This window comes from Halorubrum sp. SP3 (assembly GCF_005435195.1).
Taxonomy (GTDB): Archaea; Halobacteriota; Halobacteria; order Halobacteriales; family Haloferacaceae; genus Halorubrum; species Halorubrum sodomense.
Genome location: NZ_SGTU01000013.1, coordinates 19,654 through 45,474 on the forward strand (window position 1 = coordinate 19,654; position 25,821 = coordinate 45,474).

Annotated in this window: 29 protein-coding genes; 10 read left to right on the forward strand and 19 right to left on the reverse strand. The window is 69.5% G+C overall.

From position 1 onward, the window contains the following. Positions 1-67: 67 nt before the first annotated feature. From EXE42_RS10845 to rnz, 6 genes are all read right to left on the reverse strand, one after another. A complete protein-coding gene (locus EXE42_RS10845; RefSeq protein WP_092920605.1) occupies positions 68-1,054 on the reverse strand; it encodes an alpha-ketoacid dehydrogenase subunit beta in 987 nt (328 codons plus the stop codon). Then, positions 1,055-2,158 (reverse strand): pyruvate dehydrogenase (acetyl-transferring) E1 component subunit alpha, encoded by a 1,104-nt coding sequence (pdhA, locus tag EXE42_RS10850; RefSeq protein WP_092921307.1) that lies wholly within the window; start codon positions 2,156-2,158, stop codon positions 1,055-1,057. It lies immediately after the preceding gene. Between the two features lie 322 nt (positions 2,159-2,480). Continuing rightward, positions 2,481-2,879 (reverse strand): CopG family transcriptional regulator, encoded by a 399-nt coding sequence (locus EXE42_RS10855; RefSeq protein ID WP_137706506.1) that lies wholly within the window; start codon positions 2,877-2,879, stop codon positions 2,481-2,483. 120 nt (positions 2,880-2,999) lie between these two features. Then, a complete protein-coding gene (locus EXE42_RS10860) occupies positions 3,000-3,668 on the reverse strand; it encodes an RPA family protein (protein ID WP_092920603.1) in 669 nt (222 codons plus the stop codon). Between the two features lies 1 nt (position 3,669). Continuing rightward, positions 3,670-4,596 carry a replication factor A gene (locus EXE42_RS10865; RefSeq protein WP_137706507.1) on the reverse strand — a complete coding sequence of 309 codons (927 nt, stop codon included), beginning with the start codon at positions 4,594-4,596 and terminating at the stop codon, positions 3,670-3,672. A gap of 733 nt (positions 4,597-5,329) precedes the next feature. Further along, entirely contained in the window at positions 5,330-6,259 is a 930-nt protein-coding gene (gene rnz, locus EXE42_RS10870; protein WP_092920601.1) for a ribonuclease Z, read from the reverse strand. A 118-nt stretch (positions 6,260-6,377) separates the two neighbouring features. Here rnz and EXE42_RS10875 point away from each other — a divergent pair, with 118 nt between their 5' ends. Further along, on the forward strand, positions 6,378-6,656 hold the full coding sequence (locus EXE42_RS10875; protein ID WP_092920600.1) for a hypothetical protein: 279 nt from the start codon (positions 6,378-6,380) through the stop codon (positions 6,654-6,656). A gap of 264 nt (positions 6,657-6,920) precedes the next feature. Beyond that, complete coding sequence (locus EXE42_RS10880; protein WP_137706508.1) at positions 6,921-8,867, forward strand: ABC transporter ATP-binding protein; 1,947 nt, start codon at positions 6,921-6,923, stop codon at positions 8,865-8,867. A 48-nt stretch (positions 8,868-8,915) separates the two neighbouring features. Here the strand turns inward: EXE42_RS10880 and EXE42_RS10885 are convergent, their stop codons facing one another. Further along, positions 8,916-9,227 (reverse strand): hypothetical protein, encoded by a 312-nt coding sequence (locus EXE42_RS10885; protein ID WP_137706509.1) that lies wholly within the window; start codon positions 9,225-9,227, stop codon positions 8,916-8,918. Between the two features lie 135 nt (positions 9,228-9,362). Here EXE42_RS10885 and EXE42_RS10890 point away from each other — a divergent pair, with 135 nt between their 5' ends. Next, positions 9,363-10,160 carry a creatininase family protein gene (locus tag EXE42_RS10890; protein ID WP_137706510.1) on the forward strand — a complete coding sequence of 266 codons (798 nt, stop codon included), beginning with the start codon at positions 9,363-9,365 and terminating at the stop codon, positions 10,158-10,160. A gap of 17 nt (positions 10,161-10,177) precedes the next feature. Here the strand turns inward: EXE42_RS10890 and EXE42_RS10895 are convergent, their stop codons facing one another. The 5 genes from EXE42_RS10895 to EXE42_RS19335 all read right to left on the reverse strand — a co-directional run bounded on the left by EXE42_RS10895 (position 10,178) and on the right by EXE42_RS19335 (position 13,246). Then, positions 10,178-10,585 (reverse strand): DUF5790 family protein, encoded by a 408-nt coding sequence (locus tag EXE42_RS10895; protein ID WP_092920596.1) that lies wholly within the window; start codon positions 10,583-10,585, stop codon positions 10,178-10,180. A gap of 153 nt (positions 10,586-10,738) precedes the next feature. Further along, positions 10,739-10,969: a hypothetical protein gene (locus EXE42_RS10900; RefSeq protein WP_137706511.1), complete on the reverse strand. Its 231-nt coding sequence runs from the start codon at positions 10,967-10,969 to the stop codon at positions 10,739-10,741. A gap of 73 nt (positions 10,970-11,042) precedes the next feature. Next, entirely contained in the window at positions 11,043-11,849 is an 807-nt protein-coding gene (locus EXE42_RS10905) for an aldo/keto reductase (RefSeq protein ID WP_092920594.1), read from the reverse strand. Between the two features lie 70 nt (positions 11,850-11,919). Next, entirely contained in the window at positions 11,920-13,002 is a 1,083-nt protein-coding gene (locus tag EXE42_RS10910; protein ID WP_137706512.1) for an Lrp/AsnC family transcriptional regulator, read from the reverse strand. An 85-nt stretch (positions 13,003-13,087) separates the two neighbouring features. Next, positions 13,088-13,246, reverse strand: a complete 159-nt coding sequence (locus EXE42_RS19335; protein ID WP_167603328.1) for a hypothetical protein — start codon at positions 13,244-13,246, stop codon at positions 13,088-13,090. A gap of 319 nt (positions 13,247-13,565) precedes the next feature. Between EXE42_RS19335 and EXE42_RS10915 the strand changes: the two genes are divergently transcribed. Together EXE42_RS10915 and EXE42_RS19340 are read left to right on the forward strand one after the other, a co-directional pair. Further along, positions 13,566-14,678 carry an anthranilate phosphoribosyltransferase gene (locus tag EXE42_RS10915; RefSeq protein WP_137706513.1) on the forward strand — a complete coding sequence of 371 codons (1,113 nt, stop codon included), beginning with the start codon at positions 13,566-13,568 and terminating at the stop codon, positions 14,676-14,678. A 218-nt stretch (positions 14,679-14,896) separates the two neighbouring features. Then, positions 14,897-15,046, forward strand: a complete 150-nt coding sequence (locus EXE42_RS19340; RefSeq protein ID WP_167603326.1) for a hypothetical protein — start codon at positions 14,897-14,899, stop codon at positions 15,044-15,046. 53 nt (positions 15,047-15,099) lie between these two features. Here EXE42_RS19340 and EXE42_RS10920 read toward each other — a convergent pair whose 3' ends face one another. The 3 genes from EXE42_RS10920 to EXE42_RS10930 all read right to left on the reverse strand — a co-directional run bounded on the left by EXE42_RS10920 (position 15,100) and on the right by EXE42_RS10930 (position 17,030). Beyond that, a complete protein-coding gene (locus tag EXE42_RS10920; protein WP_137693698.1) occupies positions 15,100-15,933 on the reverse strand; it encodes an NAD+ synthase in 834 nt (277 codons plus the stop codon). A gap of 69 nt (positions 15,934-16,002) precedes the next feature. Next, a complete protein-coding gene (locus EXE42_RS10925; RefSeq protein WP_137706514.1) occupies positions 16,003-16,650 on the reverse strand; it encodes an NUDIX hydrolase in 648 nt (215 codons plus the stop codon). After that, on the reverse strand, positions 16,647-17,030 hold the full coding sequence (locus tag EXE42_RS10930) for a hypothetical protein (protein ID WP_092920589.1): 384 nt from the start codon (positions 17,028-17,030) through the stop codon (positions 16,647-16,649). The genes EXE42_RS10925 and EXE42_RS10930 overlap by 4 nt, the downstream gene beginning before the upstream one ends. 121 nt (positions 17,031-17,151) lie before the next feature. Here EXE42_RS10930 and EXE42_RS10935 point away from each other — a divergent pair, with 121 nt between their 5' ends. From EXE42_RS10935 to EXE42_RS10950, 4 genes are all read left to right on the forward strand, one after another. Then, complete coding sequence (locus EXE42_RS10935) at positions 17,152-18,108, forward strand: DUF5787 family protein (protein WP_092920588.1); 957 nt, start codon at positions 17,152-17,154, stop codon at positions 18,106-18,108. A 34-nt stretch (positions 18,109-18,142) separates the two neighbouring features. Then, a complete protein-coding gene (locus tag EXE42_RS10940) occupies positions 18,143-18,550 on the forward strand; it encodes a cyclic nucleotide-binding/CBS domain-containing protein (RefSeq protein ID WP_092920587.1) in 408 nt (135 codons plus the stop codon). A gap of 127 nt (positions 18,551-18,677) precedes the next feature. After that, positions 18,678-20,042 carry an LLM class flavin-dependent oxidoreductase gene (locus EXE42_RS10945; RefSeq protein ID WP_092920586.1) on the forward strand — a complete coding sequence of 455 codons (1,365 nt, stop codon included), beginning with the start codon at positions 18,678-18,680 and terminating at the stop codon, positions 20,040-20,042. A gap of 341 nt (positions 20,043-20,383) precedes the next feature. After that, a complete protein-coding gene (locus tag EXE42_RS10950) occupies positions 20,384-20,746 on the forward strand; it encodes a tautomerase family protein (protein WP_137706515.1) in 363 nt (120 codons plus the stop codon). A 54-nt stretch (positions 20,747-20,800) separates the two neighbouring features. Here EXE42_RS10950 and EXE42_RS10955 read toward each other — a convergent pair whose 3' ends face one another. Then, positions 20,801-21,274 carry a deoxyuridine 5'-triphosphate nucleotidohydrolase gene (locus EXE42_RS10955; protein WP_137706516.1) on the reverse strand — a complete coding sequence of 158 codons (474 nt, stop codon included), beginning with the start codon at positions 21,272-21,274 and terminating at the stop codon, positions 20,801-20,803. Positions 21,275-21,549: 275 nt separating this feature from the next. Between EXE42_RS10955 and EXE42_RS10960 the strand changes: the two genes are divergently transcribed. After that, positions 21,550-23,535, forward strand: coding sequence for an aconitate hydratase (locus EXE42_RS10960; protein WP_137706517.1), 1,986 nt, complete (start codon positions 21,550-21,552; stop codon positions 23,533-23,535). A 190-nt stretch (positions 23,536-23,725) separates the two neighbouring features. Here the strand turns inward: EXE42_RS10960 and EXE42_RS10965 are convergent, their stop codons facing one another. From EXE42_RS10965 to EXE42_RS10975, 3 genes are all read right to left on the reverse strand, one after another. Next, on the reverse strand, positions 23,726-24,379 hold the full coding sequence (locus EXE42_RS10965) for a 30S ribosomal protein S7 (protein ID WP_137706518.1): 654 nt from the start codon (positions 24,377-24,379) through the stop codon (positions 23,726-23,728). Continuing rightward, on the reverse strand, positions 24,376-24,804 hold the full coding sequence (locus tag EXE42_RS10970; RefSeq protein WP_004599087.1) for a 30S ribosomal protein S12: 429 nt from the start codon (positions 24,802-24,804) through the stop codon (positions 24,376-24,378). Before EXE42_RS10970 ends, EXE42_RS10965 begins: the two co-directional genes overlap by 4 nt. A 204-nt stretch (positions 24,805-25,008) precedes the next feature. Continuing rightward, the gene (locus EXE42_RS10975; protein ID WP_137706519.1) at positions 25,009-25,821 is read right to left on the reverse strand and encodes a hypothetical protein; all 813 of its coding nucleotides are present in this window, start codon (positions 25,819-25,821) and stop codon (positions 25,009-25,011) included.

Below are 25,821 nucleotides of genomic sequence, written 5' to 3' on the forward strand. Positions count from 1 at the left end.
CACGCGTCGACGCTCGGCGGTCACGTTTCGGCTCGCATCGGTCATAGGTGTATCTCCGGCGGTCATCTTAAAACTCGACCGCCTCCAGAATTCCGTCCTCGATGCGCGCCGCCGACGGGAGGTAGTAGTCCTCCAGCGCGTACAGCGGGTACGGCACGTCGAACCCGGTGACGCGGCCGATCGGCGCCTCCTGGTACAGCAGCGCCTCCTCCTGGAGGATCGCCGTGATCTCGCCCGCGAGCCCACCGGTCTTCGGCGCCTCGTGGACGACGACCCCGCGGCCCGTCTTCTCGAACGCCTCGACTATCGCCTCGCGGTCGAGCGGCGATATCGTCCGGAGGTCGACGACCTCGCACTCGATCCCCTCCTCGCCGAGCGTCTCGGCGGCCTCCAGCGTGGGGCGGGTCATCGCGCCGTAGGTGAACACGGCGACGTCGTCCCCCTCGCGGCGCGTGGCCGCCTCCCCGATGGGAACCGTGTACGGCTCCTCGGGGACCTCCTCGCGGAACGCCCGGTAGATCAGCTTCGGCTCGAGGAAGATCACCGGGTCGGGGTCGCGGATCGACGCCGCGAGTAATCCTTTCGCCTCGTACGGCGTCGAGGGGATCACCACCTTCAGCCCCGCCTCGTGGGCGTAGAACGCCTCCTTCGACTCGGAGTGGTGCTCCGGCGCGCGGATGCCGCCGCCGTAGGGGGCCCGCAGCGTCATCGGGAGCGTGAACCGCCCGCGGCTGCGGGTTCGGAACCGCGCCATGTGCGAGACGATCTGGTCGAAGCCGGGATACATGAACCCGGAGAACTGGATCTCCGGGACCGGTCGCATCCCCATCGCGGCCATCCCGACCGCGGTGCCGACGATCCCGGACTCGGCGAGCGGCGTGTCGATCACTCGGTCGCCGCCGAACTCGTCGAACAGCCCCTCGGTCGCGCGGAAGACGCCGCCGTTCTTGCCGACATCTTGGCCCATCACGACCACGTCGTCGTCCTCGCGCAGTTCGGCGTGCAATCCGTCTCGGACGGCCTGTACCAGCGTGAGGTTCTGTGTGTCGGTCATTCAGTCCTCCAGAAACGCGGCGTCGCCGCGTTCGTCTCGCAGCGCGGCGAACTCCTCGTACTGTCGTTCCAGTTCGGGCGGAAGCTCCGCGTAGACGTGTTCGAACAGCTCCCGCGGGTCGGGACGCGCCATCGACTCCGCGGCGTCTATCGCGTCCGCGACCTGCGCCTCGACCGACGACTCGATCTCGGCGACGCGCTCCTCGTCGAGGACCCCCTCGTCGCGGAGGTACGACTCCAGCCGGTCGATCGGGTCCTTCCGCTTCCAGCGCTCGACCTCCTCGTCGTCGCGGTAGACGGTCGGGTCGTCGGCGGTCGTGTGCGCGCCGAACCGGTACTGGACCGCCTCGATGAGCGTCGGCCGCGGCCGGTCGGCGTCGGGGTCGCGCGCCTTCTCTACCGCGGCCGTCGTGACGCTGTACACCGCCAGCGGGTCCATCCCGTCGACCTGAACGCCGTCGATACCGTACGCCTCCGCCTTCTGCGCCAGCGTCGCGCTCCGCGTCTGCCGCTCGCGGGGGACGGAGATGGCCCACTGGTTGTTGTTACAGAAGAAGACGGTCGGCGTGTCGAACACGCCGGCGAAGTTGACTCCCTCGTGGAAGTCCCCCTCGCTCGTCGCGCCGTCCCCGAAGTAACAGATGAACGCGTCGTCCTCGCCGCGGAGCTTCGAGGCCCACGCGGCGCCCGTCGCGTGGGGCACCTGCGACGCGATGGGGACGGCGACGGGGAACACGTTGACGTCGGGCGGCGCGTTGTTGCCGTCCTCGTGGCCCATCCAGTAGAGCAGCGTCTGTTTCAGCGGGAGCCCGTGTACTAAGGCGGCGCCGTGCTCGCGGTACGACGGAACCATCCAATCGTCCGCGTCGAGCGCGTACGCCGACCCGATCTGGGCGCCCTCCTGCCCGGAGAGCGGGGGGTACGTCCCCATCCGTCCCTGCCGTTGGAGGCTCACCGCGCGGCCGTCAAAGTGACGCGCCAGCCGCATGTGCCTGTACATCTCGACGAGCGACTCGTCGTCGAGGTCGGGAACGTCGCCGACGACGTCCCCGTCCTCGTCGAGGACGCGAACCGTATCGTCGTACGCCCTGTCGAATACGCTCACGGTCGGACCCACCTTCGCATGTGCGATCCGTCCACCGCCCGGGTAATATCGTTTTCGTAAATAATTTAGTATGCGCAGAAATAGCGGCTCCGCGCTGAGAAACCGTCCATCAGACGGGGAGAGAATCGAACGTTTCTGAACAATCTCCGAGCAGTTCGGCAATATTTTCGTCAGGATGGGCGTTTCGAGGGTCAGTAACGAACGAACAGGAAGGTTTTCGCGCGACGGTTCGTCTCCGGGAAGCGGGGAGCATGAACCGCGATCCGCGGCACCGCGGCTCGGCGGGCGGGCGTAGAACGACGAAATCGGGGCGTTCGAGGCGCTATCCGAGTCGGAAGGAGGGCTCGTCCGGCTCGCCGTCGAGGTCCTCGAGCTGGATCACCTCGTCGTCGCCGTCCTCCAGCTGTTCGCGGAGGTAGTTGACGTACCGCTTGTGCTCTTCGAGCTGCTCGCGGAGGTGTTCGGCCTCGAGTTCCAGCCGCTCGTGCTCGCGGACGAAGCTCTTCGGGACCTCGATCTTCGGGGGGAACGACTCGTCGCCGGCGCCGCCCGGTCCGCTCTCCGGAACGACTCGGACCTGACCGTCGTGGGCAACGAGCATATCCACGTAGTCGCGGAACACCGCCGACAGCGAGATGTCCCGCTCCTCGGCGATGTCGCGGAGCGTCTCGAACGCGTCCTCGTTGACGCGGAACGAGATCGTCTTGTTCTTATTGCCCATCACCGGACCGTTCGTTCCGCGGATTACTTAAGTGTTTGTCAGACGGTCGCAAGGCCGAACGCCCCGTTCGACGGGTCGGAGCGTCCCGACCGCGTCAGGGCTCCGGCGCTCCCGACCGCGTCAGGGCTCCGGCGCTCCCGCCGGATCCGTCTCGTCGGAGGTGGCGTCGTCGGACGGGGGGTCGCCGTCCGCCGACCCGTCGCCCGCGAGCTCGTCGTCGCTCTCGTCGAGGTCCTCCAACGCCGACAGCGCGGCGGCCTTGTACGTCTGGGGGTCCAGGTCGTACTCCTCGCGGGCCATGCGCGCGTACTCGTTGCCCTCGTCGTCGAACGCGGCGACGCGCTCGACGGTGCGGCGGGCGGTCTCCGCGACCCAGCGGTCGCGGGTGGCGGCGTCGACCTCGGTGATCGACTCGGGGCGGACGGAGACCCGGACCGTGCCGTCGTCGGTCTCGTAGGTCCGGGGTTTCCCCACGACTGCGACGTACGCCGGGGGCTCCAGGTCCCGGAGCTTGGAAGCGGCTTCCGGCTGGTACTGGCCGGCGTACACGAAGAACGTGCCCGTCGGGTCGACGATGCGGCCGCGCCAGTACTCGCTGTCGTCGCCGACGTCCTCCTTCTCCGTGAGCGTGCCCACGAAGAACACGCGGTTCGAGGACTCGCCCGTCGGCAGCAGCGCGTAGACGGGAGCGCGCTCGTCGTCGGACTCGGTGAACGTGTAGCCGGCGTCGTTGAACTCGGTGGCGAACACGCGCCGGGCGACCTCTCGGGTGGGGGCTGACCCGCTCATATCAGATCGACCTCGCTTCGATCAGCGCGCTTTCAACGTCGACCGTCCCGGGGTCCTCCATCTCGTCGACCAGGACGTACCGGCCGAAGGTGGGGCCGGTGACGCGGTAGTAGCGCCCGAGCACGTCCTCGCCCATCTCCTCGGCGACGACGGTGGTGTCGAGCGCGTCCATCGCCATGTCCTTGGCCTCCTCGAGGGTCATCCCGGTGAGGTCCTCGGTGGCCTCGCAGTCGAAGATGACCTCGGTGACGGTCTCGCCGTCGTCGAGGACGCCCTTGATCCGGAGGTCGAACTCGCCCTCGACCTGGCCGTGTTCCGAGCAGCGCCCGTTCTGGAGGACGCGCGTACAGTCGTCCTCGGGGCAGCGCTTGATCAGCCCGGACCCGGACTGGATGTCCACGAGGGCGCCCTCGACCGTGTCGGCGTTGTCGCCGACCTCGATCGCCTCGTCGATCTCGGTGATACCGGTCGTCCGGTTGAGCTTCACCGAGTAGCTCCCCTCGTACTCGTCGGTGACGACGTTCGAGAGCTCGTACGCCTGCCCCTCCGTCAGCTCGGGGAGGTCTGAGGTCTCGAAGGCGACGAACTTGATCGTGCCCGACTCGTCCCCGAGCAGGCCGACCTGCGAGATCGAGTCGCTGCGCGGCTCCCAGAGGTCGACCAGCTTCACGCGCAGGTCGACCCACTGTTCGTCCTCGTCGATGTCGTTGACGAGGACCTCCTCGCTGCCGCCGCGGCCGAGCTCGTCGCGCTCCATGCCGGCGTCTTCGAGGTAGCTGTTGGTGACGCTCCGGCTCGCCTCGTCGAGCGGCACGCGGTACTCGTCGACGAGCGTCGCAAGCCGCTCCTCGACGTCGTCGGGGTCGACGTCGGTGTGGTCCGAGAACTGTTCCGCTATCGCTTCCGCTTCCTGTCGCAGTTCGCTCATGGGGTGTCTCCGCCTCCGGTCTTGTTTCGGTGGGAGGCGTACGACGGTTGGTTCCTCACCGTATTAAAACGCTCGTGACCGCGGTGAAAGTGGAACGAAACGCCCGCTCGAGGTGCTCTACGTGGTGTTCTTTCGATTCGCGGAGATCGGTCGACGAAACGACTTCGCTCGCGTCAGACGCTCGTCAGCCACACGCGGGCTTCGTTTCGAGTGGAACGATCACACGGATCGCGGCCCCACGAGACAGGGATCCGGCAAGCGTGACGAGAACGATAGCGGTGGCGCGCGCCTCCGAGCGCCTTTTAAAGGCGCGAGGAGCGCGTGCGAGGGAGTCGCGAGCGAACGGCGACCGAAGGGAGCCCGAGCGAGCGACGAGGCTGGGGAGGCGTGAGGTGCGGTCCCGCGAGCGACCGGAGGGAGCGAGCGGGAGTACGGAAGTCGCAGCCCGCGCAGCGAACGCAGTGAGCGAGCAGGACCGTCTTCCGGTGGTGCGGTCGCCGTCGGGCGGGACTCGAAGGGGCAGTCGCGAGGGCGAAGCACGGCGAAACAAGGACCGCAGGAGCGAGCGAAGCGAGCGACGAGGACTGAAGCGAGCCGCGCGAGCCGTCGCGACTGGGGCTTCGGCAGTGTTCGTGTCGAGTGGGTGTTTATAAGCAGAAACGGTATCGTACAGCCGAGCGACTGGGGCTTCGGCGGACGCAACTGTGGAATCGATGCCCGAGCCGCGACCGTCTCAGTCCGCGTCGGGGAACGGCACCTCGATCAGGTCGCCGTCGTCGGGCAGGAGACACTCGCCGTCGAACGCCTCGCGGGCGTCGCGGCGGATCGGCCGCGCGTCGGCCGCGTAGCGCGAGGAGATGTGGACCAAGGCGAGCCGCTTCGCGTTCGCACGGGCCGCTATCGACCCCGCCTCGCGGCCGGTCGAGTGGGCCGTGTCGCGGGCGCGGTCGGCCATGTCGTCGGCGAAGGTGGCGTCGTGGATGAGCAGGTCGGCGTCCTCCGCGGCCTCGACGGTGGTCTCTCGCGGCCGCGTGTCCGCGGTATACACCAGCTTGCGGCCCGGACGCGGCGGGCCGACGACCTGCTCCGGCTCGACGATCGTCCCGTCCTCGGCCTCGACCGGCTCGCCCTCGTGGAGCCGGCCGAACTTCGGACCGACGGGGACGCCGAGCTCCTCCGCCTTCGGGCGGTCGAACCGTCCGGGTCGGTCGTCCTCCTCCAGGACGTACCCCTGCGATACCGTTCGGTGTTCGGTCTCGAAGGCGCGCACCGCGTACTCGTCGGCGTCGTACGCGACCTCGCCGGGAGAGACCGGTTCGATCCGGACCGGGAACGCCGGGTCGTGCCCGGCCGCGTGGACCAGGTCGCGGAGGTGGTCGCCGGTTCCCGGCGGGCAGTGGACCGTCAGCGGGTCGGTACGGTCGTTGAATCCGAGCGTCTGGACGAGGCCGGGGATCCCGAGGACGTGGTCGCCGTGGAGGTGCGAGACGAACACGCGGTCGACGGCGAACCCCGTGCCGCTGCGCATCATCTCGCGCTGGGTGCCCTCGCCGCAGTCGAAGAGGAAGCGGTCGCCCTCGCGGTTGACGAAGACGGCGCTCGCCGCGCGCTCGACGGTCGGGACGGCGCCGCCCGTCCCGAGGAACGTGACGCGAAGAGACATGGCGAGTCGTCGGGGCGGCGGTTGTAAACCGGTGTCGATGCGAGGGACGGACGGAAGACGCCGTCCGGGACCGGCCCGCGGCCGACACCCACATGTGTCCGCGCCCCCGAGCGCGGCCATGCGAGATCCGATCGCCGCCTTGGTCAGACAGGAGGGGTGGCGCGCGGAGGGCGCGGCCGCCCGCGTCCACTACGAGGGCGGCCGCGACCGGTTCGCGGTGGAGTTCTACGCCGAGACGCCCCGCGTCCTCTACTGGTCCGTCCCGACCGACGACGACGAGGGCGGAACGGCGGTCCCGGTGCCACGCGACGACGTGCCGGATCCGCTCCGCCGACGCATCCGGGAGGACCTCGACGAGGCCGGAATCGACTCCGAGGTCGAGCGACGCGAACTCTGAGTTCGTCGAGCGGTCGCGGGTTCGAGGCCGTCGAGCGGTCGCGTGTTCGAGGCCGTCGAGCGGTCGCGTGTTCGAGGCCGCCGCCGACCGCGTCCAAAAGCGTCGCGCGCCGGGCGGAGACCGGAGGGACCGGGGTGCCCGCGCCGTCGGTCGGGGGCATCGAGGACGAAACCACCCGAACGCCGGGTCGTTACCGGCGTTTTCTGCCGATGTATTTCGGTTCGAAGGAAACCTATTTGCCGCCCTGCCCGATACGAACGTGTGATGAGTGGCGTCGAATGGGAGGAAGACGATCCGTTCGAGGAGCAGCGGGACAAGATCGAGAATCCGATGAAGCGGCTGTTCGTCGAATACGGCCGCGACTACGTCCCGCAGGTGACGGTGGGAGTGTTCGCGAGCATCTTCGCGCGGCTGCTCGACCTCCTGCCGCCGCTCATGCTCGGGATCGCCATCGACGCCGTGTTCTACGAGGACGCCCTGTTCAGCGAGCAGATCCCGCTCGTACTGCTGCCGGACGCGTGGCTCCCGACGGAGCAGGCGGCGCAGTTCTGGTTCACCATCGCCGTCATCGGAACGGCGTTCGGTCTCGGGGCGGGGTTCCACTGGATCCGCAACTGGGGGTTCAACGCCTTCGCGCAGAACATCCAGCACGACGTGCGGACGGACACCTACGACAAGATGCAGCGGCTCAACATGGAGTTCTTCTCGGACAAGCAGACCGGGGAGATGATGTCCATCCTCTCGAACGACGTGAACCGGCTCGAACGGTTCCTGAACGACGGGATGAACTCCCTGTTCCGCCTGTCGGTGATGGTGCTCGGCATCGGCGTCCTGCTGTTCTGGATCAACTGGCAGCTCGCCTTAGTCGCGCTGCTGCCGGTCCCGATCATCGGCGGATTCACCTTCCTGTTCATCAGGATCATCCAGCCGAAGTACGCCGAGGTGCGCTCGTCGGTCGGGAAGATGAACTCCCGGCTGGAGAACAACCTCGGCGGCATTCAGGTGATCAAGTCGTCGAACACGGAGCGGTACGAGTCCGACCGCGTCGACGACGTCTCGATGGACTACTTCGACGCCAACTGGGACGCGATCACCACCCGGATCAAGTTCTTCCCGGCGCTCCGCGTGCTCGCCGGCATCGGCTTCGTGCTCACGTTCATCGTCGGCGGCCTCTGGGTGTTCCAGGAGACGCCGCCGGGACCGTTCACGGGCGAGCTCTCGGTCGGGATGTTCGTCGTCTTCATCCTCTACACCCAGCGGTTCATCTGGCCGATGGCGCAGTTCGGGCAGATCATCAACATGTACCAGCGCGCCCGCGCCTCCTCCGCGCGGATCTTCGGACTGATGGACGAGCCCTCGCGGCTCGCCGAGGACCCGGGCGCCGAGGACCTCACGGTCGGCGACGGCGACGTGGTGTACGACGACGTCTCCTTCGGCTACGACGAGGAGACGATCATCGAGAACGTCGACTTCTCGGTCGAGGGCGGAGAGACGCTCGCCCTCGTGGGGCCGACCGGCGCCGGGAAGTCCACGGTACTCAAGCTGCTGCTCCGGATGTACGACGTGGACGAGGGCGCGATCGAGATCGACGGACAGAACGTCAGCGACGTGACGCTCAGATCGCTCCGCCGGTCGATCGGCTACGTCGGGCAGTCGTCGTACCTGTTCTACGGCACCGTCCGCGAGAACATCACGTACGGCACCTTCGACGCGACCGACGAGGAGGTCCGCGAGGCCGCCGAGGCCGCGGAGGCCCACGACTTCATCGAGAACCTCCCGGACGGCTACGACACGATGGTGGGCGAGCGCGGCGTGAAGCTCTCCGGCGGCCAGCGCCAGCGCGTCACCATCGCGCGGGCCGTGCTGAAGGACCCGGACATCCTCATCCTCGACGAGGCGACCTCCGACGTCGACACGGAGACGGAGATGCTGATCCAGCGCTCGCTCGACCGGCTCACCGCGGACCGGACGACGTTCGCGATCGCCCACCGGCTCTCGACTATCAAGGACGCGGACACGATCCTCGTGTTGGAGGGCGGGAGGATCGCCGAGCGCGGTACGCACGACGAGCTGCTCGAGAACGACGGGCTGTACGCGCACCTCTGGGGCGTTCAGGCCGGCGAGATAGACGAGCTCCCGCAGGAGTTCATCGACCGCGCGCAGGAGCGCACCGCTCGGATCGTCGAGGAAGCCGAGAGCGACGACGACTGATCGGGACCGCGCTGCCGAGCGGGACGGCGCCGGGACCCCGCCGCGGCGTCACCGCGGGAGTCGGGTCCACTCCTCTCCGGCCGCCTCCGGGGACGCGTCGTCGTAGCCGAGCGCGTCGAGGATCGCTCCGCGGACTTCCGACGGCTTCCGGAACTGCGTCCGCTCGTACCCTTCGAGGACGTCGTCGAGCCGCTCGGTCGCCGTCGGCGTCTCGAGTTCCGCGGCGCCGTACTGCTCTATCAGTTCCGCCGTCGTCACCGGGTACCGGTGTTCGCGGAGCGCCCGCTTCAGCGGACCGAACGTCACGGGGGGAGCCGGATCGTGCGCCTCCGTCTCGCGGTCCGTGTTGTCGCTGCTCATACGGCCGCGATCCACGGGGACCGTGATAATACCCCGGGCGCGTCCGGGCGACGAACCCCGTCCGCGAGCGGACGACCGGTCGCGGGAGGCGGCGACGACCGCCGCCTATACGACGCCGCGCGCCGAGGTGCGAGTATGCGCCTCAGCGAGGTCACCTGGACCGACGTGCGCGACGCCGACGTCGACATCGCGTTCCTCCCGGTGGGCAGCACGGAACAGCACGGGCCGCACGCGCCGCTCGGGACCGACACGCTGAACGCCGTCGCGGTCGCCGAGGCCGGTGCCGACGCGTACGAGAACGGGGATGCGAGTTCCGCGAGCGACACGGCCGACGCGAGCGGCGACGGCGGCGGCGACGCGTCGCCGGGCGAAGTCGCGGTCGCCCCGCCGATACCCGTCGGTGTCGCCGAGGAGCACCGCGCGTTCGACGGGACGATGTGGGTCTCTCCGGAGACGTTCCGCGCGTACGTCCGGGAGTCCGCCGAGTCGCTGGTCGCCCACGGGATCGACCGCGTCGTGTTCGTCAACGGACACGGCGGGAACGTCGAGGCGCTCGCGGAGGTCGCCCGCCGGTTCTCCCGCGACGACGCACACGAGGGGTACGGCGTCGGGTTCACGTGGTTCGACGCCACGGGCGACCACGCGAGCGACATGGGGCACGCCGGGCCGCTGGAGACGGCGCTGTTGCGCGCGACGAACCCGGACCTGGTCCGCGAGGAGCGGATCGACGAGGCGAGCGCGGGCGCCGCAGACCGGTGGGGCGAGTGGATCTCCGGCGTGAACCTCGCCCACGACTCCGACGAGTTCACCGACAACGGCGTCGTCGGGGACCCGCGGGCGGGCGACGCGGGGCGGGGCGAGGTCCTGCTCGACCGCGCGAGCGACGCGCTGGCGGAACTGACGGCGGCGGTCGTCGACCGGGACGCCGGGTGAGAGGGCGCGGCGGGGGACTACTCGTCCCCGTCGTCGCTCGCCGCGTCCTGGAGCGCGCCGCGGATCGCGGGGACGGTACCGGTGAGCGAGGCCACCTCCTCGGCGGCGCTCTCGATGTCGGCGACGAGCGATTCCAGCTCCTCGATCTCGGTCTTCAGGTCCTCGGCGTCCTCGAAGGCGTCCGCGCGCTCGCCGAGGACGTACGCCTTCTTGGCCGAGCGCACGCTGTCGGTCGCGTCGCCGGCGTCGAGGGCGGACTTCAGCCCGTTGAGCGCGCCGAGGACGTTGTCCGCGTCCGTCTCCCACACCGCGTCCGGGTCGGGGAGCTGCTCGCGCGCCGCCGCGAGGTGTTCTTCGACCTCCGCGCGGGTCTCCTCGGCCGCCTCGCCGAACAGGTCGTCGTCGTCGAACGTGGACTGGGCCATACCGGAACCGTCGTGCCCGCACCGTTTAAAAACCCGCCCGAAAGCGGAAGTGAAACCCGCGGGGAGGACGGATCCGACGACGGATCGGGGGGATCTCGCGTTCAGTTTCGGTCCGGCGGTGGGGGCGACTCAGCTTCGGACAGCGGGTCCGGCTCAGATCCGGACGAGCAGCTCCACCGCGATCAGCGTCACGAGGAGGCCGAGGAAGCCGGCGAGGACGGCGAGCGTCCGGATCTTGTCGTACACCGCGTCAGCGTCGGGCGTGGCCGTGAGGAGGGCCGGGCGGTCGCGGGGGCCGGACTCGCCCTCCGGGTCGAGGTCCGGGTCGGCGGGACCGGCCTTGCCAGCGGGACGAGCGTCGGTCTGGGGGTTCGGTTCCGACACGGTCGATCACTCGCGCCGGAGCCCCGTTAAACCGACTATGAGGGGACAATACCGGTATTGAGCCCTCCGGATATCAGGCCCGGTTCCACGGCGCCTCCTCGAAGTCGACGATCCGCTCGCCGCGGTCGAGCGCGTCGATCCGGGCGATCTGGTCGTCGGTCAGGTCGATCTCGCGGGCGGCCCAGTTGTCCTGAACGTGCCCGAAGTCGGCCGCCTTCGGGATCGGCGCGACGCGCTCCTTCGAGAGCAGCCACGCGAGGCTCACCTGCGCCGGGGTCACGTCGTGGCTCGCGGCGATCTCTCTGAGGGCGTCGACCTCGGCGACGCGGTTGCGCGCGATCGGCGAGTAGGCGACGAGCCAGTGGTCGTGCTCGACCGCGCGCTCGCGGAGCGTCTCCTGTTGGAGCAGGGGGTGACACTCGACCTGGTGGGCGAACACGTCGTGGTCGAGGCGGTCGATCGCCTCGTCGAGCTGGTCGGGCCGGAAGTTCGAGAGCCCGATCCGGTCTATCACGCCGTCGTCGACGAGGTCGTCGAGCGCGGACAGCGTCCCTTCGGGGTCGTAGCTGTTGATCGGCCAGTGGACGTACAGCAGGTCGATCGAGTCGACGCCGAGCCGGTCGCGGCTCACCCGCGCGGTCGCGGTCGCGTCGGCGTACGAGAGGTTGTCCGTCGAGAGCTTCGTCGCGACGAACAGGTCCTCGCGGTCGACGTCGGTGCGGTCGATCCCCGCCGACACGGACGCCTCGTTGTCGTACCCCTGCGCGGTGTCGACGTGGCGGTACCCCGTCTCGATCGCGTGTGCGACCCCCGAGACGCACTCCTCGCCGTCGGCCAGCTTGTACGTCCCGTACCCGAGTCGATCGAAGGCGTCTGCCATGCGAGAGGGTTCCGACGGGCGGGGCAAAAACCCGCCCGTTCGCGCGGGCGAGTCGGGTCGCTCCCGGCGGTCACTCGGCCTCGTCCGCGACCAGGTCCTCGTAGCGCGCGCCGGTCTGTTTCAGCGTCGCCGTCGAGTGGAGCCGCTCGTGGTCGAACGGGAGGTGGTCGGCCGCCAGCTCGTCGATCTTCGCGTCGACCGCCTCGGCCTCGCGGCCGTGGATCATCGTGAACAGGTTGTACTCCCAGTCCTGATCGGGCCGACGCGGCCGGTGGTAACAGAGGGTGACGTACGGGAGGCTCCCGACCGCCTCGCCGCGCTCGTCCAGCTCGTCGTCGGGCACGTCCCAGACCACCATACAGTTGTTCGTGAACCCGGTGACGACGTGGTTGACGATACAGCCGATCCGCTTGATACAGCCGTCCGCGAGCAGGCGCTCGACCGCCGCGAGGACCTCGTCGACGGTCGGGTCGACGCCGGACCCGTTCGCGGTGACCTCGCTCGCCACGTCGGCGTAGGGTGTCGCGGACAGCGGGAAGCCGTCCTGGATCGCGAGGAGGAGGTCGGCTTCGAGGGGCGAGAGGTCGCCGCGCGCGCTCTCGGAGATTCGGGTGGCGGAGACGTCCGTCTCTTCGAGCGACTCCCGCGCGAATCGATCCGCGTTGACCACGGGGAACTCGAGGTCGATGTAGTAGTCCGTGAGCATCGGGAGCGCCAGCACCTCGCAGCCGGTTCGCTCCTCGATCTCCGCGAGGATCGCGTCGCGCGTCTCCCGGGAGCCGGCGGTGACGACGAACCACTGGTTCCACTCGTGGTCGCGGCGGTAGTTGTGGTTCACCTGCCGGTAGCCGTTGATGACCTCCGCGACCTCGTCGAACCGGTCCTCGGGCGCGCGCACCGCCGCCAGCGTCGAGGAACCGATGACCGGCGGGTTGAGCACCGCACCGAACCGTCGGAACACCCCGCGCTCGCGGAGGTCGCGGACGCGGTCGAGGACCTCGTCGGCGTCGACGTCGGTTCCAGTTTCGGCCGCGACGTCGCGGGCGACCCGCTCGAACGGGCGCTCCTCGACGGGGAAGCCGCTCTGGTACTCGTCGATGAGGGCGGCGTCGACCGCGTCGACGTCGGCCCGCCAGTCGGCGTCCGGACTCATTACGCCGGTTAGGGGGCGGGCGTACGTACGGGTTTCGGAGGCTGCCGAGCGTCAGCGGGACTAGTCGTCGACGGGGCCGCGCGCGTCAGTCGTCGGCGGGGGCCTCGCCCGGCGCCGGGGCGAACGCCTGGGCGCTCTCTTCCAGCTGCGTCGTCGAGCAGCCGCCGACGGTCGCGGCCTGTTCGAGCGTCAGGGTGCGGGAACGATACAGCGTGAGCGCGGTGGCGACGGATTTGGACGTCATCGGGTACAATGAGCCAGTAGATGGACATACATATAACTCTAACGCTGTTTAGAGCCTAATACAGGATCAAAAGAGGATAGAACAGGTGGAACATATTTTCTTTTGTCTGAGAAACGAACGATCGTGGAGTTATTGATTGTGAACAAGTGCCACGGATCCGGCGAGATTGACGCTACAACCCGGCCTCGCCGCTCGCGCGCGTCGCCTCGGTCGCGCGTCGCCTCGGTCGCGCGTAGAGCGACCGGCCATCGGCTCGATTCGTTCCCGGCGGGCGGGAGACGAACGGGGGACTTTTCGTCCGAGGACCCGAAGAGAGGGTATGGCTCAGGCGACCCAGGAGTTCGGCGAGTGGCCCCTCAAGCGGCTGATGACCGAGGTCTGCGGCTCCGGCCACAAGTCGGCCGACGACCTGACGCGCGCGCAGGCGACCGAGGCGTTCGAGCGGGTTCTCGCGGACGAGCCGGACCCGACGACGCTCGGGGCGTTCTGGCTCGCGAACCGCTGGAAGCGGAACACGCCGGAGGAGCTCGGAGCGTACGTCGACGTCATGTGCGAGCGCGTCGAGTACGCGGAGCCCGACGCCGACCCCGTCGACTGCGGCGCCAACTACGACGGGAAGGGGCGGACCGCGATCTTGGGTGTCGCGGCGGGCGCCGTCGCGGCCGCCGCGGGCACGCCGATCGTCGTCCACTCCGGCGACCGCGTGCCGACCCAGAAGCAGGACGCGTACAAGCACGTCTTAGACGAGCTCGGCGTCCACACCGAGCTGACGCCCGCGGACTCCGCCGACATGGTCGACGAGACCGGCTTCGGCTTCTACTACCAGCCCGCCTTCAACCCCGCCGTCGACGACCTCTTCGACCGCCGCGACATGATGGGCGTTCGGACGTTCGTCAACACCGTCGAGACGCTGGCGAACCCCGCCGGCGCCTCCGTCCACCTCGGCTCCTTCTACCACCTCGCGTTCGCGAAGAAGGTGGTCGACACGTTCGTCGAGAGCGAGTTCCACGACCTCGACCGCGTCCTGATGTTCCAGGGCATGGAGGGGTACGACGACGTGCGCCCCGGCTACACGAAGGTCGCCGAGTGGGACGCCGCGGACGGGAGCGACGTCGAGGGCGACGCCGGGGACGTCGGCAGCGAGGGCGCCTCCTTCGACGACTTCGAGATCGAGACGGCGGAGTACGGGATGGACCTCGAGGAGGACGACCTCGCGGTCGACGACGTCGCGGCCGACTCCGCGGAGATAACGGAGGCGGTGCTGGCCGGCGAGCGCGACGGCGCCTTCGCGGACGCGGTCGCGGTCAACGCCGCGCTCCGGATCTACGCCGGCGGCGACGCGGACTCCATCGAGGCCGGCCTCGACGCCGCCCGCGAGGTCATCGACGACGGAACCGCACACGGCGTGCTCGAAGCCATGCGGGAGTTCTGACCGCCGGGCCTCGGCGGCGTTTCGAGCCGGGCCGTCGGTCCGGCGCGCTCGGTTCTCGGTCGCTCACGGACCCCTTTTTTCGGTCCCGTGGTGTCGTCAGTTTCCGACTCCCGTCCCCCAATTTGGGTCCGATTTGGAACGGAGTTTGAAAAGCGCTCTTGAGGGCGGAGCACCGAGTGAACGTGTGTCGAAGATGACCCACGATACCGTACGCCACTATGTCGACGTGTGAACACTGCGAGGCGCACGTCTCCGAGCGGTTCGTCCAGGTGTTCGGGGACGACCGGGGGCGGGTACACGCGTGTCCGAACTGCTCGGCGAACGCCGGGATCGCGGAGGTCGCGAAGGAACGGGCGCAGGACGCCTGATCCCCCGCTGACCGCTCGGTTCCGCCCTCCCCCTCGCTCGGTTCCCCCTTTCCCTACCGCTCCGGCGCCGGCGGCATCGCCCGCTTGTGGGCGCTGCGCTCGTTGAGGTCGACGACGCGGTCGACGGCCGCCTCGGGCACGTCGAGTTCCCGGACCGTCGCCGTCCGCGAGAGCCCGCCGTCGACGTGGACCGCTAAGATCGCGTCGACGGTGTCGTAGTCGAGGCCCATCTCCTCGGCGTCGGTCTGTCCCTCCCACATGCCCGCGGTCGGCTCCTGCATCACGAGGTCGCGGGGAACGCCGACGTGCGCGGCCAGCTGGCGCACCTGCTGTTTGTAGAGGTTGCCGATCGGGTTGCAGTCCACCGCCTGGTCGCCGTACTTCGTGTAGTAGCCCGTCATCGCCTCCGCGCGGTTGCCGGTGCCGAGGACGACGCGGTCCTCGGCGTTGGCGACGAAGTAGTTCAGCACGGCGCGGGTGCGGACGTAGACGTTGCCCGCGGCGGTGCGGTCGTCCGCCGCCTCCGGGACGGCGTCGAAGAACGCCTCCGCGATCGGCTGGATCTCGACCACGTCGTACTCGATGCCGAGGTCCTCGGCGACGCGCTCGGCGTCGCTCATCACGTCCGCGTCGTTCACCGCCGAGGGCATCGTGAGCCCGTGGAGGCCCTCCTCGCCGAGCGCCTCGACCGCGAGGTGCGCGGTGAGCGTCGAGTCGATGCCGCCCGAGAGGCCGAGGACCGCGCCCTCGGCGCCCGCGTCGTCGACGACGTCGCGGATGAACGAGACGATGCGCTCGCGGGTCGCCTCCAGCTCCTCGTCCGAGAGGCGGAGGTCGAGCGGGGGGTCGTCCGACAGCAACACCGACTGCTCCGAGGTCCGGCTCATGGACGGGTTCAGGGACCGAGAGGACAAATATCTCCCCGTCGGTTCCGGGAACTGGACGCGCGTCGGGTTCTACAGCAGCCCGTCCTCTCTGGCCAACAGCAACCCCTCCAGCGTGGCGTCGTTCGTCGGGGGTTCCCGCGCGACCGCCAGCGCCTCGTCGACCGGGACCGCCCGGGGAGCGAGGAACTCGTTGCTGTCGTGGTCGACGTCGACCGGCTCCAACCCCTCGGCGAACACGTAGCCGCGCTCGTGGCGTAACACGCCGGTCGAACACCACACCTCCTGCAGCAGCGAGGTCGACGACGGCGCGAAGCCGGTCTCCTCGGCGAGTTCGCGCGCGCCCGCTTCCGTGTATGACTCGCCGGACTCGACGATCCCCGCGGGGAGCTCCAGCTGGGTGTTCCGGACGGTGGGGCGGTACTGCTCGACGAACAGGACTCGGTCGTCCGCGACCGCGACGATCACCGTCGCCGGCGACAGCTCCGCCCAGTAGTACCGCTTCTCCGTCCCGTCGGGCTGCTCGACGCGGTCGTAGCCGCCGACGAACCACCCCTCGTCGTACTCGACGACGACCTCGCGGACCGGCCACTCGGGCTCGCCCGGCAGTGAGTGGTTGCGGCCGTCCGAGAACGCCGGGAGATCGCGGAGGTCGGTGGCCGGCGCGTCGGGGTCACCGGGGCCGTCGCCCGCGTCGTCGCCGCCGGCTTCGCCCGTCACGGACGGACGACCTCCGCGTGGTACGTCTGGCCGTCGCGGCGCACCCGCACGCCGGTCTCCGTCGCGGCCTCGGGCACCTGTCGGGTGAGCGCGTCGACCTCGTCGAACGGCGTGTGCGTGAACGACTCCTTCAGCCCGTACGGGCCCGTCTGGTACCCCTCAGAGCGCCCGTCCGCGCTCTCTATCGCGCCGATCAGGTACGGGTACCGCCGGTCGGAGACGTTGTTCACGTCGGCGGCGGTACCGTTCGTCTCGATCGGCTCGACGGTGAGGTAGTAGGGGTCGCCGCTCCCGAGGTAGCTCGGGAGCGCCCCGAGCGCGAGCAGCGCGACGACGACCAGGGCGATGGCGACGAGGAGGTTCCGGGTGACCCGGCGCATGGTCGCCGTAGGGGCCGGCGGGGAATACCGGTTTCGACCGGGGGAAGGCGCATCGGTATCGGCGGACGGTCGGGAGGGCGACCGCCGACGCGCTTTAGCCCGCGGCGCCCCTGCCGCACACATGGAGTACCGGTTCGAGCTGGCGCTTTGCGCCGCGCTCGAATCCCCCGACCGCGTCGTCGCCCGCCAGCTCGGCGCGGGCGTCGAGACGCCGGGGGCGCGCATCGTCGACGTCTGTCTGCTGTCTCCCGGCCCTGACTTCGACGACCGCGCCGCGATCAGCGCCGAGCGCATCCCCGACCCGGCCATCGAGGCCCCCGTCGGGCCCGGCGAGGCCGTCCCCGTCGCCGACGCGTTCGACCTCCCCGCAGACCGGGCCGCCGCCGTCGTCGACCGCGCGGCCGAGGTCGGCTACCTCGAACGCGAGCGGCGGAACGGGCGGGAGGTCGTGCGCGCGACCGCGCGCTACCCGGACGACTGGGTCGGCGAGGTCACCGCGATCGAGAACAAGCCCGACCTCGGGACGCCGGGCGACCTGGAGGCGCAGCTACGGTACGACGTCGCGCTCGGCCTCTTCGACCGCGTCGTCCTCGCGACCGCCTCCTACGTCACCCGCGCGCACCTCAATCGGATCCCCGACGCGGTCGGAGTCTGGCGGTTCGATCCGGAGACGAGCGAGCGCGAGGTGGTCCGCGAGCCGACGCCGCTCGACCCGGACGCGCCCGGCGTCGAGATACGCGCGGAGCGCCCCTCCCGCACGGACGTCGCGCTCGTCGACCCGGCGGCGAAGGCGCGTAAGCGGCGCCGGATCGCGGAGCGCGCGTACGGGAAGGGGTGGCGCCCCGAGCCGCCGGCGTGCGCGCACGGCGAGGCGACCGCAGACGGGCGTCCGCGATGCGCGCAGTTCGACCGCGTGGTCGACCCCGGCCGAGAGTGCGGGAGCGGCTGTCCCGCCTTCGAGCCCGCCGACCCGCCGGACGCGGACAGGGGGGGCCTCCGAGACGAGCGGACCGCGTGGGTCGCCGCGCCCGACGGGGACGGCCCGCGCCGGCAGTCCGGGCTCTCGCGATACCTGTGAGAACGCTTATACGGCGAGAGCGGGTCTTTCCGGTATGGACGAGATCGAAGACGTCTTCGTGGCGCGGCTGATGTCGACGGACCTCCACACGGTGACGCCGGACACGCTGGTCGAGGACGCGGCCGCCGTGCTGCTGGAGAACGACATCAGCTCGGTGCTGGTCGTCGACGGCGACGGCGACCTCGTCGGAATCTTAACCTCGACGGACTTCGTCGACATCGTCGCGAAGAGCCAGCCGAAGGCGGAGACGACCGTCGAGCGGTACATGACCGCCGACCCGATCACGGCGGGCGCGCAGGACGACGTGTCGGCGGTCGCCGCGACGATGCTCGAACACGGCTTCCACCACGTGCCGGTCGTCGACGGCGACGCGCCGATCGGTATCATCACCACCTCCGACTTCGCCGCGTACGTCTCCTCGCCGGAGTCGGTCTCGGCGTAGGGCGACCCCCGCCGAGCCGAGTGCGGCGGCGGCCGCAGTCCCCATCGAGCGGGCCGCCCCGTCCGCGACCGCGACAAGTGCCGCCACTTCCTGTGCCCGTATTACCCCGGAGCGCGTACGCGGGACCGTGTCCGATCACCTACACCTCAACCTCTTCACCATGGCCTCGGTCGAGCACGTCTCGCCCGGGTCGTGGCGGTTCCCCGGCGACCGGTCGGCGGACTACGCCGACCGCGGGTACTGGACGGAGGTCGCGCGGACCGCCGAGCGCGGCGGCTTCGACGCCGTGTTCTTCGCGGACGTGCGCGGGGTCTACGACGTGTACGGCGACGACCGGGAGGTCGCCGTCGAGCGGGCGGTCCAGACGCCCGCGAACGATCCGCAGCTCGTCGTGCCCGCGATGGCCGAGGTCACCGACGACCTCGGGTTCGCGGTGACGCGCTCGACGACGTACAACCACCCCTACCAGCTCGCGCGGGAGTTCTCGACGCTCGATCACCTCACCGACGGCCGGATCGCGATCAACGTCGTCACCTCCTACCTGGAGTCGGCCGCGGCGAACCTCGGCCTCGACGAGCGGATGGACAAGGAGACCCGGTACGACCGCGCCGACGAGTTCCTCGACGTCTGTTACGCGCTGTGGGAGGACTCCTGGGAGGACGGCGCGGTCGAGGTCGACCGCGAGGCCGGCCGGTACAGCGATCCGGAGAAGGTACACGCGATCGACCACGAGGGCGACCACTTCTCGGTGCCGGGGCCGCACGGCTGCGAGCCGTCGCCCCAGCGCACGCCCGTCGTTTACCAGGCGGGCTCCTCCGACTACGGGCGGTCGTTCGCCGCGCGCAACGCCGAGGCGGTCTTCGCCAGCCAGCCGACCGAGGAGGGCGTCGTCGAGTACATGGACGACGTGAAGTCCCGCGCGGCCGACGCCGGCCGCGACCCGGAGAGCCTCCGATTCTTCATCGGCGTGGTCCCGGTCGTCGGGGAGACGCAGGCGCTCGCGGAGGCGAAGTACGAGGAGTACAAGCGGCACGTGGACGTCGAGGCGACGCTCGCGCTGCTGTCCGGATTCCTCGACATGGACCTGTCCGAACTCGACCCCGACCGGAAGGTCGAACACATCGAGACGGACGCGATCCAGGGAACGATGAACGCGTTCACGAAGGCCCAGCCCGACCGCGAGTGGACGGTCCGCGAGGTCGCGGAGTTCTGCGGGCTCGGCACCACCTCGCCGAAGATCGTCGGGACTCCCGAACACGTGGCCGACGAACTCCGGCGCTGGCACGAGGAGGTCGGCGTCCACGGCTTCAACGTCAAGGAGGTCGTCCGCCCCGACTCGCTCGTCGACTTCGTCGATCTCGTCGTGCCGGAACTGCGCGAGCGCGGCCTCGTCCCGGAGGCGGACGCCGAACCCCCGGGCGAGACCCTCCGGGAGCGGCTCCTCGGCGAGGGACAGACGGGACTCCGGGCGGACCACCCCGCCCGGCAGTAGCGCGGACGAACCCCTCTGACCGTCCGGAGTAGACGCTGTCGTGCGGTTTCGGTGTTCTAATTAGCGAGCTGTTGTGAACGGATTGCCGGAAACTAATACCACAGATCTGCCGCCCCCGGCACCCTTAAGTGGTTACCACCGCTTGTTTCAGGTGACGCTTCGCTTGGAGGGCCGAAGCGTCAGCGGGGACCTACAGAACGACGCGCTCGTGCCACCTTTTCCCGGCACGGGCGCGCCGTTCGTTCCTTTACTCGCCGAGCGACTCGCTCGCGTCGCCGCGGTTCGACGCGTCACGCCCGCGCGGCCGACAGTGCGAAGTCCTTTCGGACCGAGTCGCGGGTATGCCGCTGTTACAGTTCGCGACGACGCTGTCGCTGTCGCCGGCGGAACGGGAGTCGTTCGTCGCGTTCGTCACCGAGGAGATGGAGACGACGGCCGGCCACGTCGCGGTGACGATCGCCGAACACGACCCCTCGGCGATGGCGATCGGCCGGGCGGTCGAGGGGCCGCTCCTGTTCCTCGACGCCGAGATCCGCGGGGGACGCCCGTTCGAGTACAAGCGCGCGTTCGCGCTGGCGGTGATGGAGCGGGCCGTCGAGGCGCTCGGCGTCCCCGAGCCGAACTGTAAGGTCGTCTTCACCGAACACGCCGGCGAGGACATGATGGGGATCGACCGCGTCGGCGGCGACTGGGACGGGGCGTAGGCGACCCGCCGCCCCTCGATCGCTCTCCCGAGCGCGGCCGGCCCGCACCGCCGCTCAGAGATTCTCTTCTTGGTACGCGCCGTCGTACGTCCCCTCGTGGTCGGCCTCGGCGAGGACGAGCTGCGCGATCCGCGCGCCCGGTTCGATCTCGATCGGGTGCCCCACGTCGAGCCGTCCCTCCCCGACGCCCTCGTAGCCCGCGTCCCACACCGCGGTGTCGAGGGTACAGGCGTTCCGCAGCAGCGTCGAGCGCGGGAGGACGAACCCGATCCGGCCCGTCGGGATCCGAACCGGTTCGCCGTACCGCACGACGTAGCTCCCGCGTTCGAGCCGGTAGCAGTCGCCTCTGGGCTCCAGCTCCCGGCGCTCGCCCACGCGCTTCCCGTCGCGCCCGAGCCGGCCCGGTTCGGTCTGTGCGAACACCGCGTCGACGGTGAGGTCGACGCCGTTCGGCTGTCGCTGCGCGTCGTCGAGGTCGGCGCCGGCCGCCTCCAGCGCCGCCGCGACCGCGGCTCCCGAGTCGAACATGGGCGTCCGGAACCGCGGGCGACGCTAAACGGTGTCGGACGCGCGCCGCGCCGATCGGACCGGAAGCGGCCGGTCTCGCCGGGACCGTTGAAACGGTCGATTTACGCCGTTTCAGACGTTTAATGACCTAAAATACTCGGAACGGCTACGCATTTCACGGTGCGTGGTGTCACGTCGAGATCGCAGCGAATGTTGCTGGATCACGGGATCTAACACGGTCGATCTTCGTGAAACTCGCGGGTTTTATATTCACGGGAGAGCCATCTCCGCGTGATATGGGACAAACGATTACGGAGAAGATCCTCGATGACCATCTCGTCGAGGGCGAGCTGACGCCCGGCGAGGAGATCGGCATCAATATCGACCAGGTGCTGACGCAGGACACCACGGGGACGATGGTGTGGCTCCAGTTCGAGGCGCTCGATCTGGACGAGGTCCAGACGGAGCTGGCCGCGCAGTACTGCGACCACCAGACGTACCAGTTCGACTTCAAGAACACCGACGACCACCGCTTCCTCCGCTCTGCGGCCGGCACGTACGGCGCCTACTTCTCTCGGCCCGGCAACGGCATCTGCCACCAGGTCCACAAGGAGAACTTCGCGGCACCCGGCAAGACGCTGCTCGGCTCCGACTCGCACACGCCGACCCCCGGCGGTCTCGGCGAGCTCGCGATCGGCGCCGGCGGCCTCGACATCGCCGTCGCCATGGGCGGCGGCCCCTACTACGTCGAGATGCCGGAAGTCGTCAACGTCCACCTCGAGGGCGAGCTCCCCGAGTGGGCGACCGCCAAGGACGTGGCGCTCCACCTGCTCGGCGAGCTGACCGTCAAGGGCGGCGTCGGCAAGATCTTCGAGTACACCGGCCCCGGCGCCGAGAAGCTCTCGATCCCGGAGCGGACCACGATCACGAACCTCGGCACCGAGCTCGGCGCCACCTCCTCGATCTTCGCGACCGACGAGAAAACGAGAGACTGGCTCGCGCGCCAGGACCGCGAGGAGGAGTACGTCGACCTCCAGCCCGACGACGACGCGGAGTACGCGGAGACGATCGAGGTCGACCTCGGCGAGCTCGAACCGCTCGTGGCCGCGCCGTCGATGCCCGACAACGTCGCCCCCGTCAGCGAGTACGAGGGCACCGACGTCGAGCAGGTCATCGTCGGCTCCTGTACCAACGGCGCCTACGAGGACATCCTCCCCAGCGCGAAGATGCTGGAGGGCCGCGAGGTCTCCAAGGGGACCGAGATGATCGTCGCGCCCGGGTCCAAGCAGGCGTCCGAGATGCTGGCCCGAGAGGGCTGGACCGCGGAGATGATGGCGGCCGGCGTCAACTTCTCCGAGGCGACCTGCGGCGCGTGCATCGGCATCGGCCACGTGCCCGCGTCCGACTCCGTCTCGCTGCGCACCTTCAACCGCAACTTCGAGGGTCGCTCCGGCATCGAGGACGACTCCGTCTTCCTCTGCTCGCCCGAGGTCGCCACCGCGGCGGCCATCACCGGCGAGATCGTCGACCCGCGCGACCTCGCGGACGAACTCGGCGACCTCGAGGCGCCCGGCCTCGAGATGGGGACGAAGTACGGTCCCGGCATGGGCCGGTCCGACTCCGACATCATCTCGCCCGACGAGGCGATCGACGACGGCCTCGTCAAGGGCCCGAACATCGGCGACGTGCCGCTCAAAGACGACATCGACGTGGACGGCGGTGAGGCCCTTCTCAAGATGAAGGACAACATCACCACCGACCACATCATCCCGGCGACGGCGGACATCCTGAAGTTCCGCTCGAACATCGAGAAGCTCTCCGAGTTCACGCTCTCGCGCGTCGACGACACGTTCGCCGAGCGCGCGCTCGCTGCCGACGGCGGCGTCCTCGTGGCCGGCGAGAACTACGGCCAGGGCTCCTCGCGCGAACACGCCGCGCTCTGTCCGATGTACCTCGGCATCGAGGCGGTCTTCGCGCAGAGCTTCGCCCGCATCCACAAGGCGAACCTCTTCAACTTCGGGATCGTCCCGCTGGCGATCGACGAGGAGACGTACGAGCGGATCGACCAGGGCGACGACCTCGAGATCCTGGACGACGTGCCCGCGGGCGTCTCCTCCGGCCAGGAGGAGTTCACCGTGAGCGTCAACGGCGAGTGGGAGTTCACCGCCGACCTGGACGCCTCCGAGCGCGAGCGCGACATCCTCTCGGCGGGCGGCAAGCTCTCGTGGGTCAAACAGCAGCACGTCGACGACGGCTCCGGCGCGGCGCCGGCCGACGACTGAACCCGCGGTCGACGCGACCGATCGACCCCGATTTTTCGTTTTTTCCCGCCGCGAGCGACCCGTATCGACGGGACTGGGGTCACCGCTCGCGGTGAGACCCGCGACGGCGACCCGATCGGGACGGACCGGTCGGTGAGGGTCGCGAAAAAGCTCTCGGGGAGAGAGAAAACGACCGTCGGTCGGGACGGGGTTAGCGGGCCGCGGCGGCGACGCGTTCGCGCTCCTCCTTCTGCGAGATGGAGTAGGAGCCCTCGGCGTCGTAGTCGGCCGCGGCGACGAGCTCGTTCGCGAGCGCCTCGGCGGCCGAGGTTGTCGACTTGTACGTCGCGCTGGCGACGGCGTCCGAGATGAAGAGCAGCGCCTGGTCGACGCGGCGCTGCGGGGCGACGTCGACCGCCTTCGGGACGGAGATGCCGCCGTACTTCAGGCGGACGGTCTCCTCGCGGGGCGCGGCGTTCTCGACGGCCGTCACGAGGATCTGCGCCGGGTTCTCCTCGGTCCGCTCGTGGACGATGTCGAACGCGTCGCGGACGATCCGGGTCGCCTGCTGTTTCTTCCCCGTGTTCTCGTCCGTCTGCATCAGACGGTTGATGAGGCGTTCGACCAGCGAGATCTCCGACTTCTTGAACTGCTTGGACGCGTGGCGGCCCATCGTGTGCGCGATGGGCGTCACGGTCATGTAGCGCTTCGTCGACGGGTCCTCGTAGGCGATCTCGGTGACGTCCCAGACGCCGAACAGCTTGGCGTTCTCGTTGGCTGCCTCGCTGGAGGCGGGCGCCTCCGGGTCCGGCTCGTCGGCGGCGACGTCCTCCTCGGACGGCGCCTCGGTCTCTTCGCCGCTCATCTGACCGGCTTCTCCGCGTTGCCGCGAACCAGTTCGATCATCGACACGCCGTTGACCTTCTCGACCTTGTAGTTGACGCCGGAGAGGTCGCCCATCGCGCGACCCTTCGCGCCGCCGATCCCGGCGATCGTGACCTCGTCGTGCTCGTCGATGAAGGAGATCGCGCCGTCACCGGGACAGAACGCGGTGACCTGTTTCCCGTTTTTGATGAGCTGAACCCGGACGCACTTTCGGATCGCCGAGTTCGGCTGCTTTGCCTCGATGCCGACCTTCTCGAGGACGATGCCGCGCGCCTGCGGGGCACCCTCCAGGGGGTCGGACTTCTTTTTGAGCCCGCGCTCGCGCCGAGCGTACTCGGAGTCGGACCAGCGGCGCTTCTGCCGGTCCTTTTTGAGCTTACGGGCCGCGTACTTGCCGTTCGCCATCGTACGCCTACTTCCGAACGGAGCTACTTAAGCGTCGTCTTTCTCCGTCGCGAAACGGCCTCAGATCCCCCGAGCGGCACCTCTCGACGGATCTGAGAGTGTTTCAGGCGGAGGCGCGATCGAAAACGACGGACGCTCGCTCCCGCTGAGCCGGTAAGCCGACGAGAGCGCCGGTCGTTCGATCCCCGTCGGACGCCTCGAGCGTCAGCCGCTCGTCTCCTCGGGCGCCGTCTCGACCCACGCCGGCTCCGACACCGTCGCGCCGAGGTCCAGATAGTCGATGTCGACGTCGACGGTGGCCGACTGCCCGTCGTGGTCGCCCGCCCACGACTGGACGAGCCGCGGCACGACGCCGGACTCGTACACGTGAACGGTCGCCGACGCCGTCTCGACGGTCTCGGGGATGTTCCGGTCCCCCTCGAAGGCGTCGGCGGTGAACCGGGCGGTCGGCTCGCCGCGCACCTCGCCCTCGCCGTCGCTCGCCGGGTTCCACAGGTTCAGCCCCTCGTACTCCGTCTTGCCGCCCTCGGTCTCCTCCTCGACGCGGATCCCGGTCGCCACCTCCGAGCGCATCGCCGACTCGAGCGCCGCCGCCGACCGGTCCGTCGACCGGCGGGCGTACCGCGTCCCGTCGGCGGTGCGCCGGCGGATGAACGCCGTCCCGTCGGCGACGTACAGCTCCGAGACGTCCGGCTCGTCGGTCTCGGTCACCTCCTGTCGCACGTACTGGCGCCCGTTTTCGAGGTCGTAGGCGGCCTCGTACTCCTGTGAGGGGAGCCACGGGCTCGGCTCCGCGTCGCCGTCGTGGCTCGTCGCCGCCGTCGAGGAGAGCGTGGCGCCCCCGGCGTCGACGAGCGCGTCGGCGTGTCGCTCCGCGAGCGTCGCCGCGTCGAGGCCGTCCGCCGCCCGCCAGTCGGCGTCGGGGAACGGTCGGTCCGACCCGTCGCCGCCGAGGCAGCCTGCGGCGCCGACCGCGGCTCCGACTCCCACTCCGGCGAGGAAGCGTCTTCGGTCCAT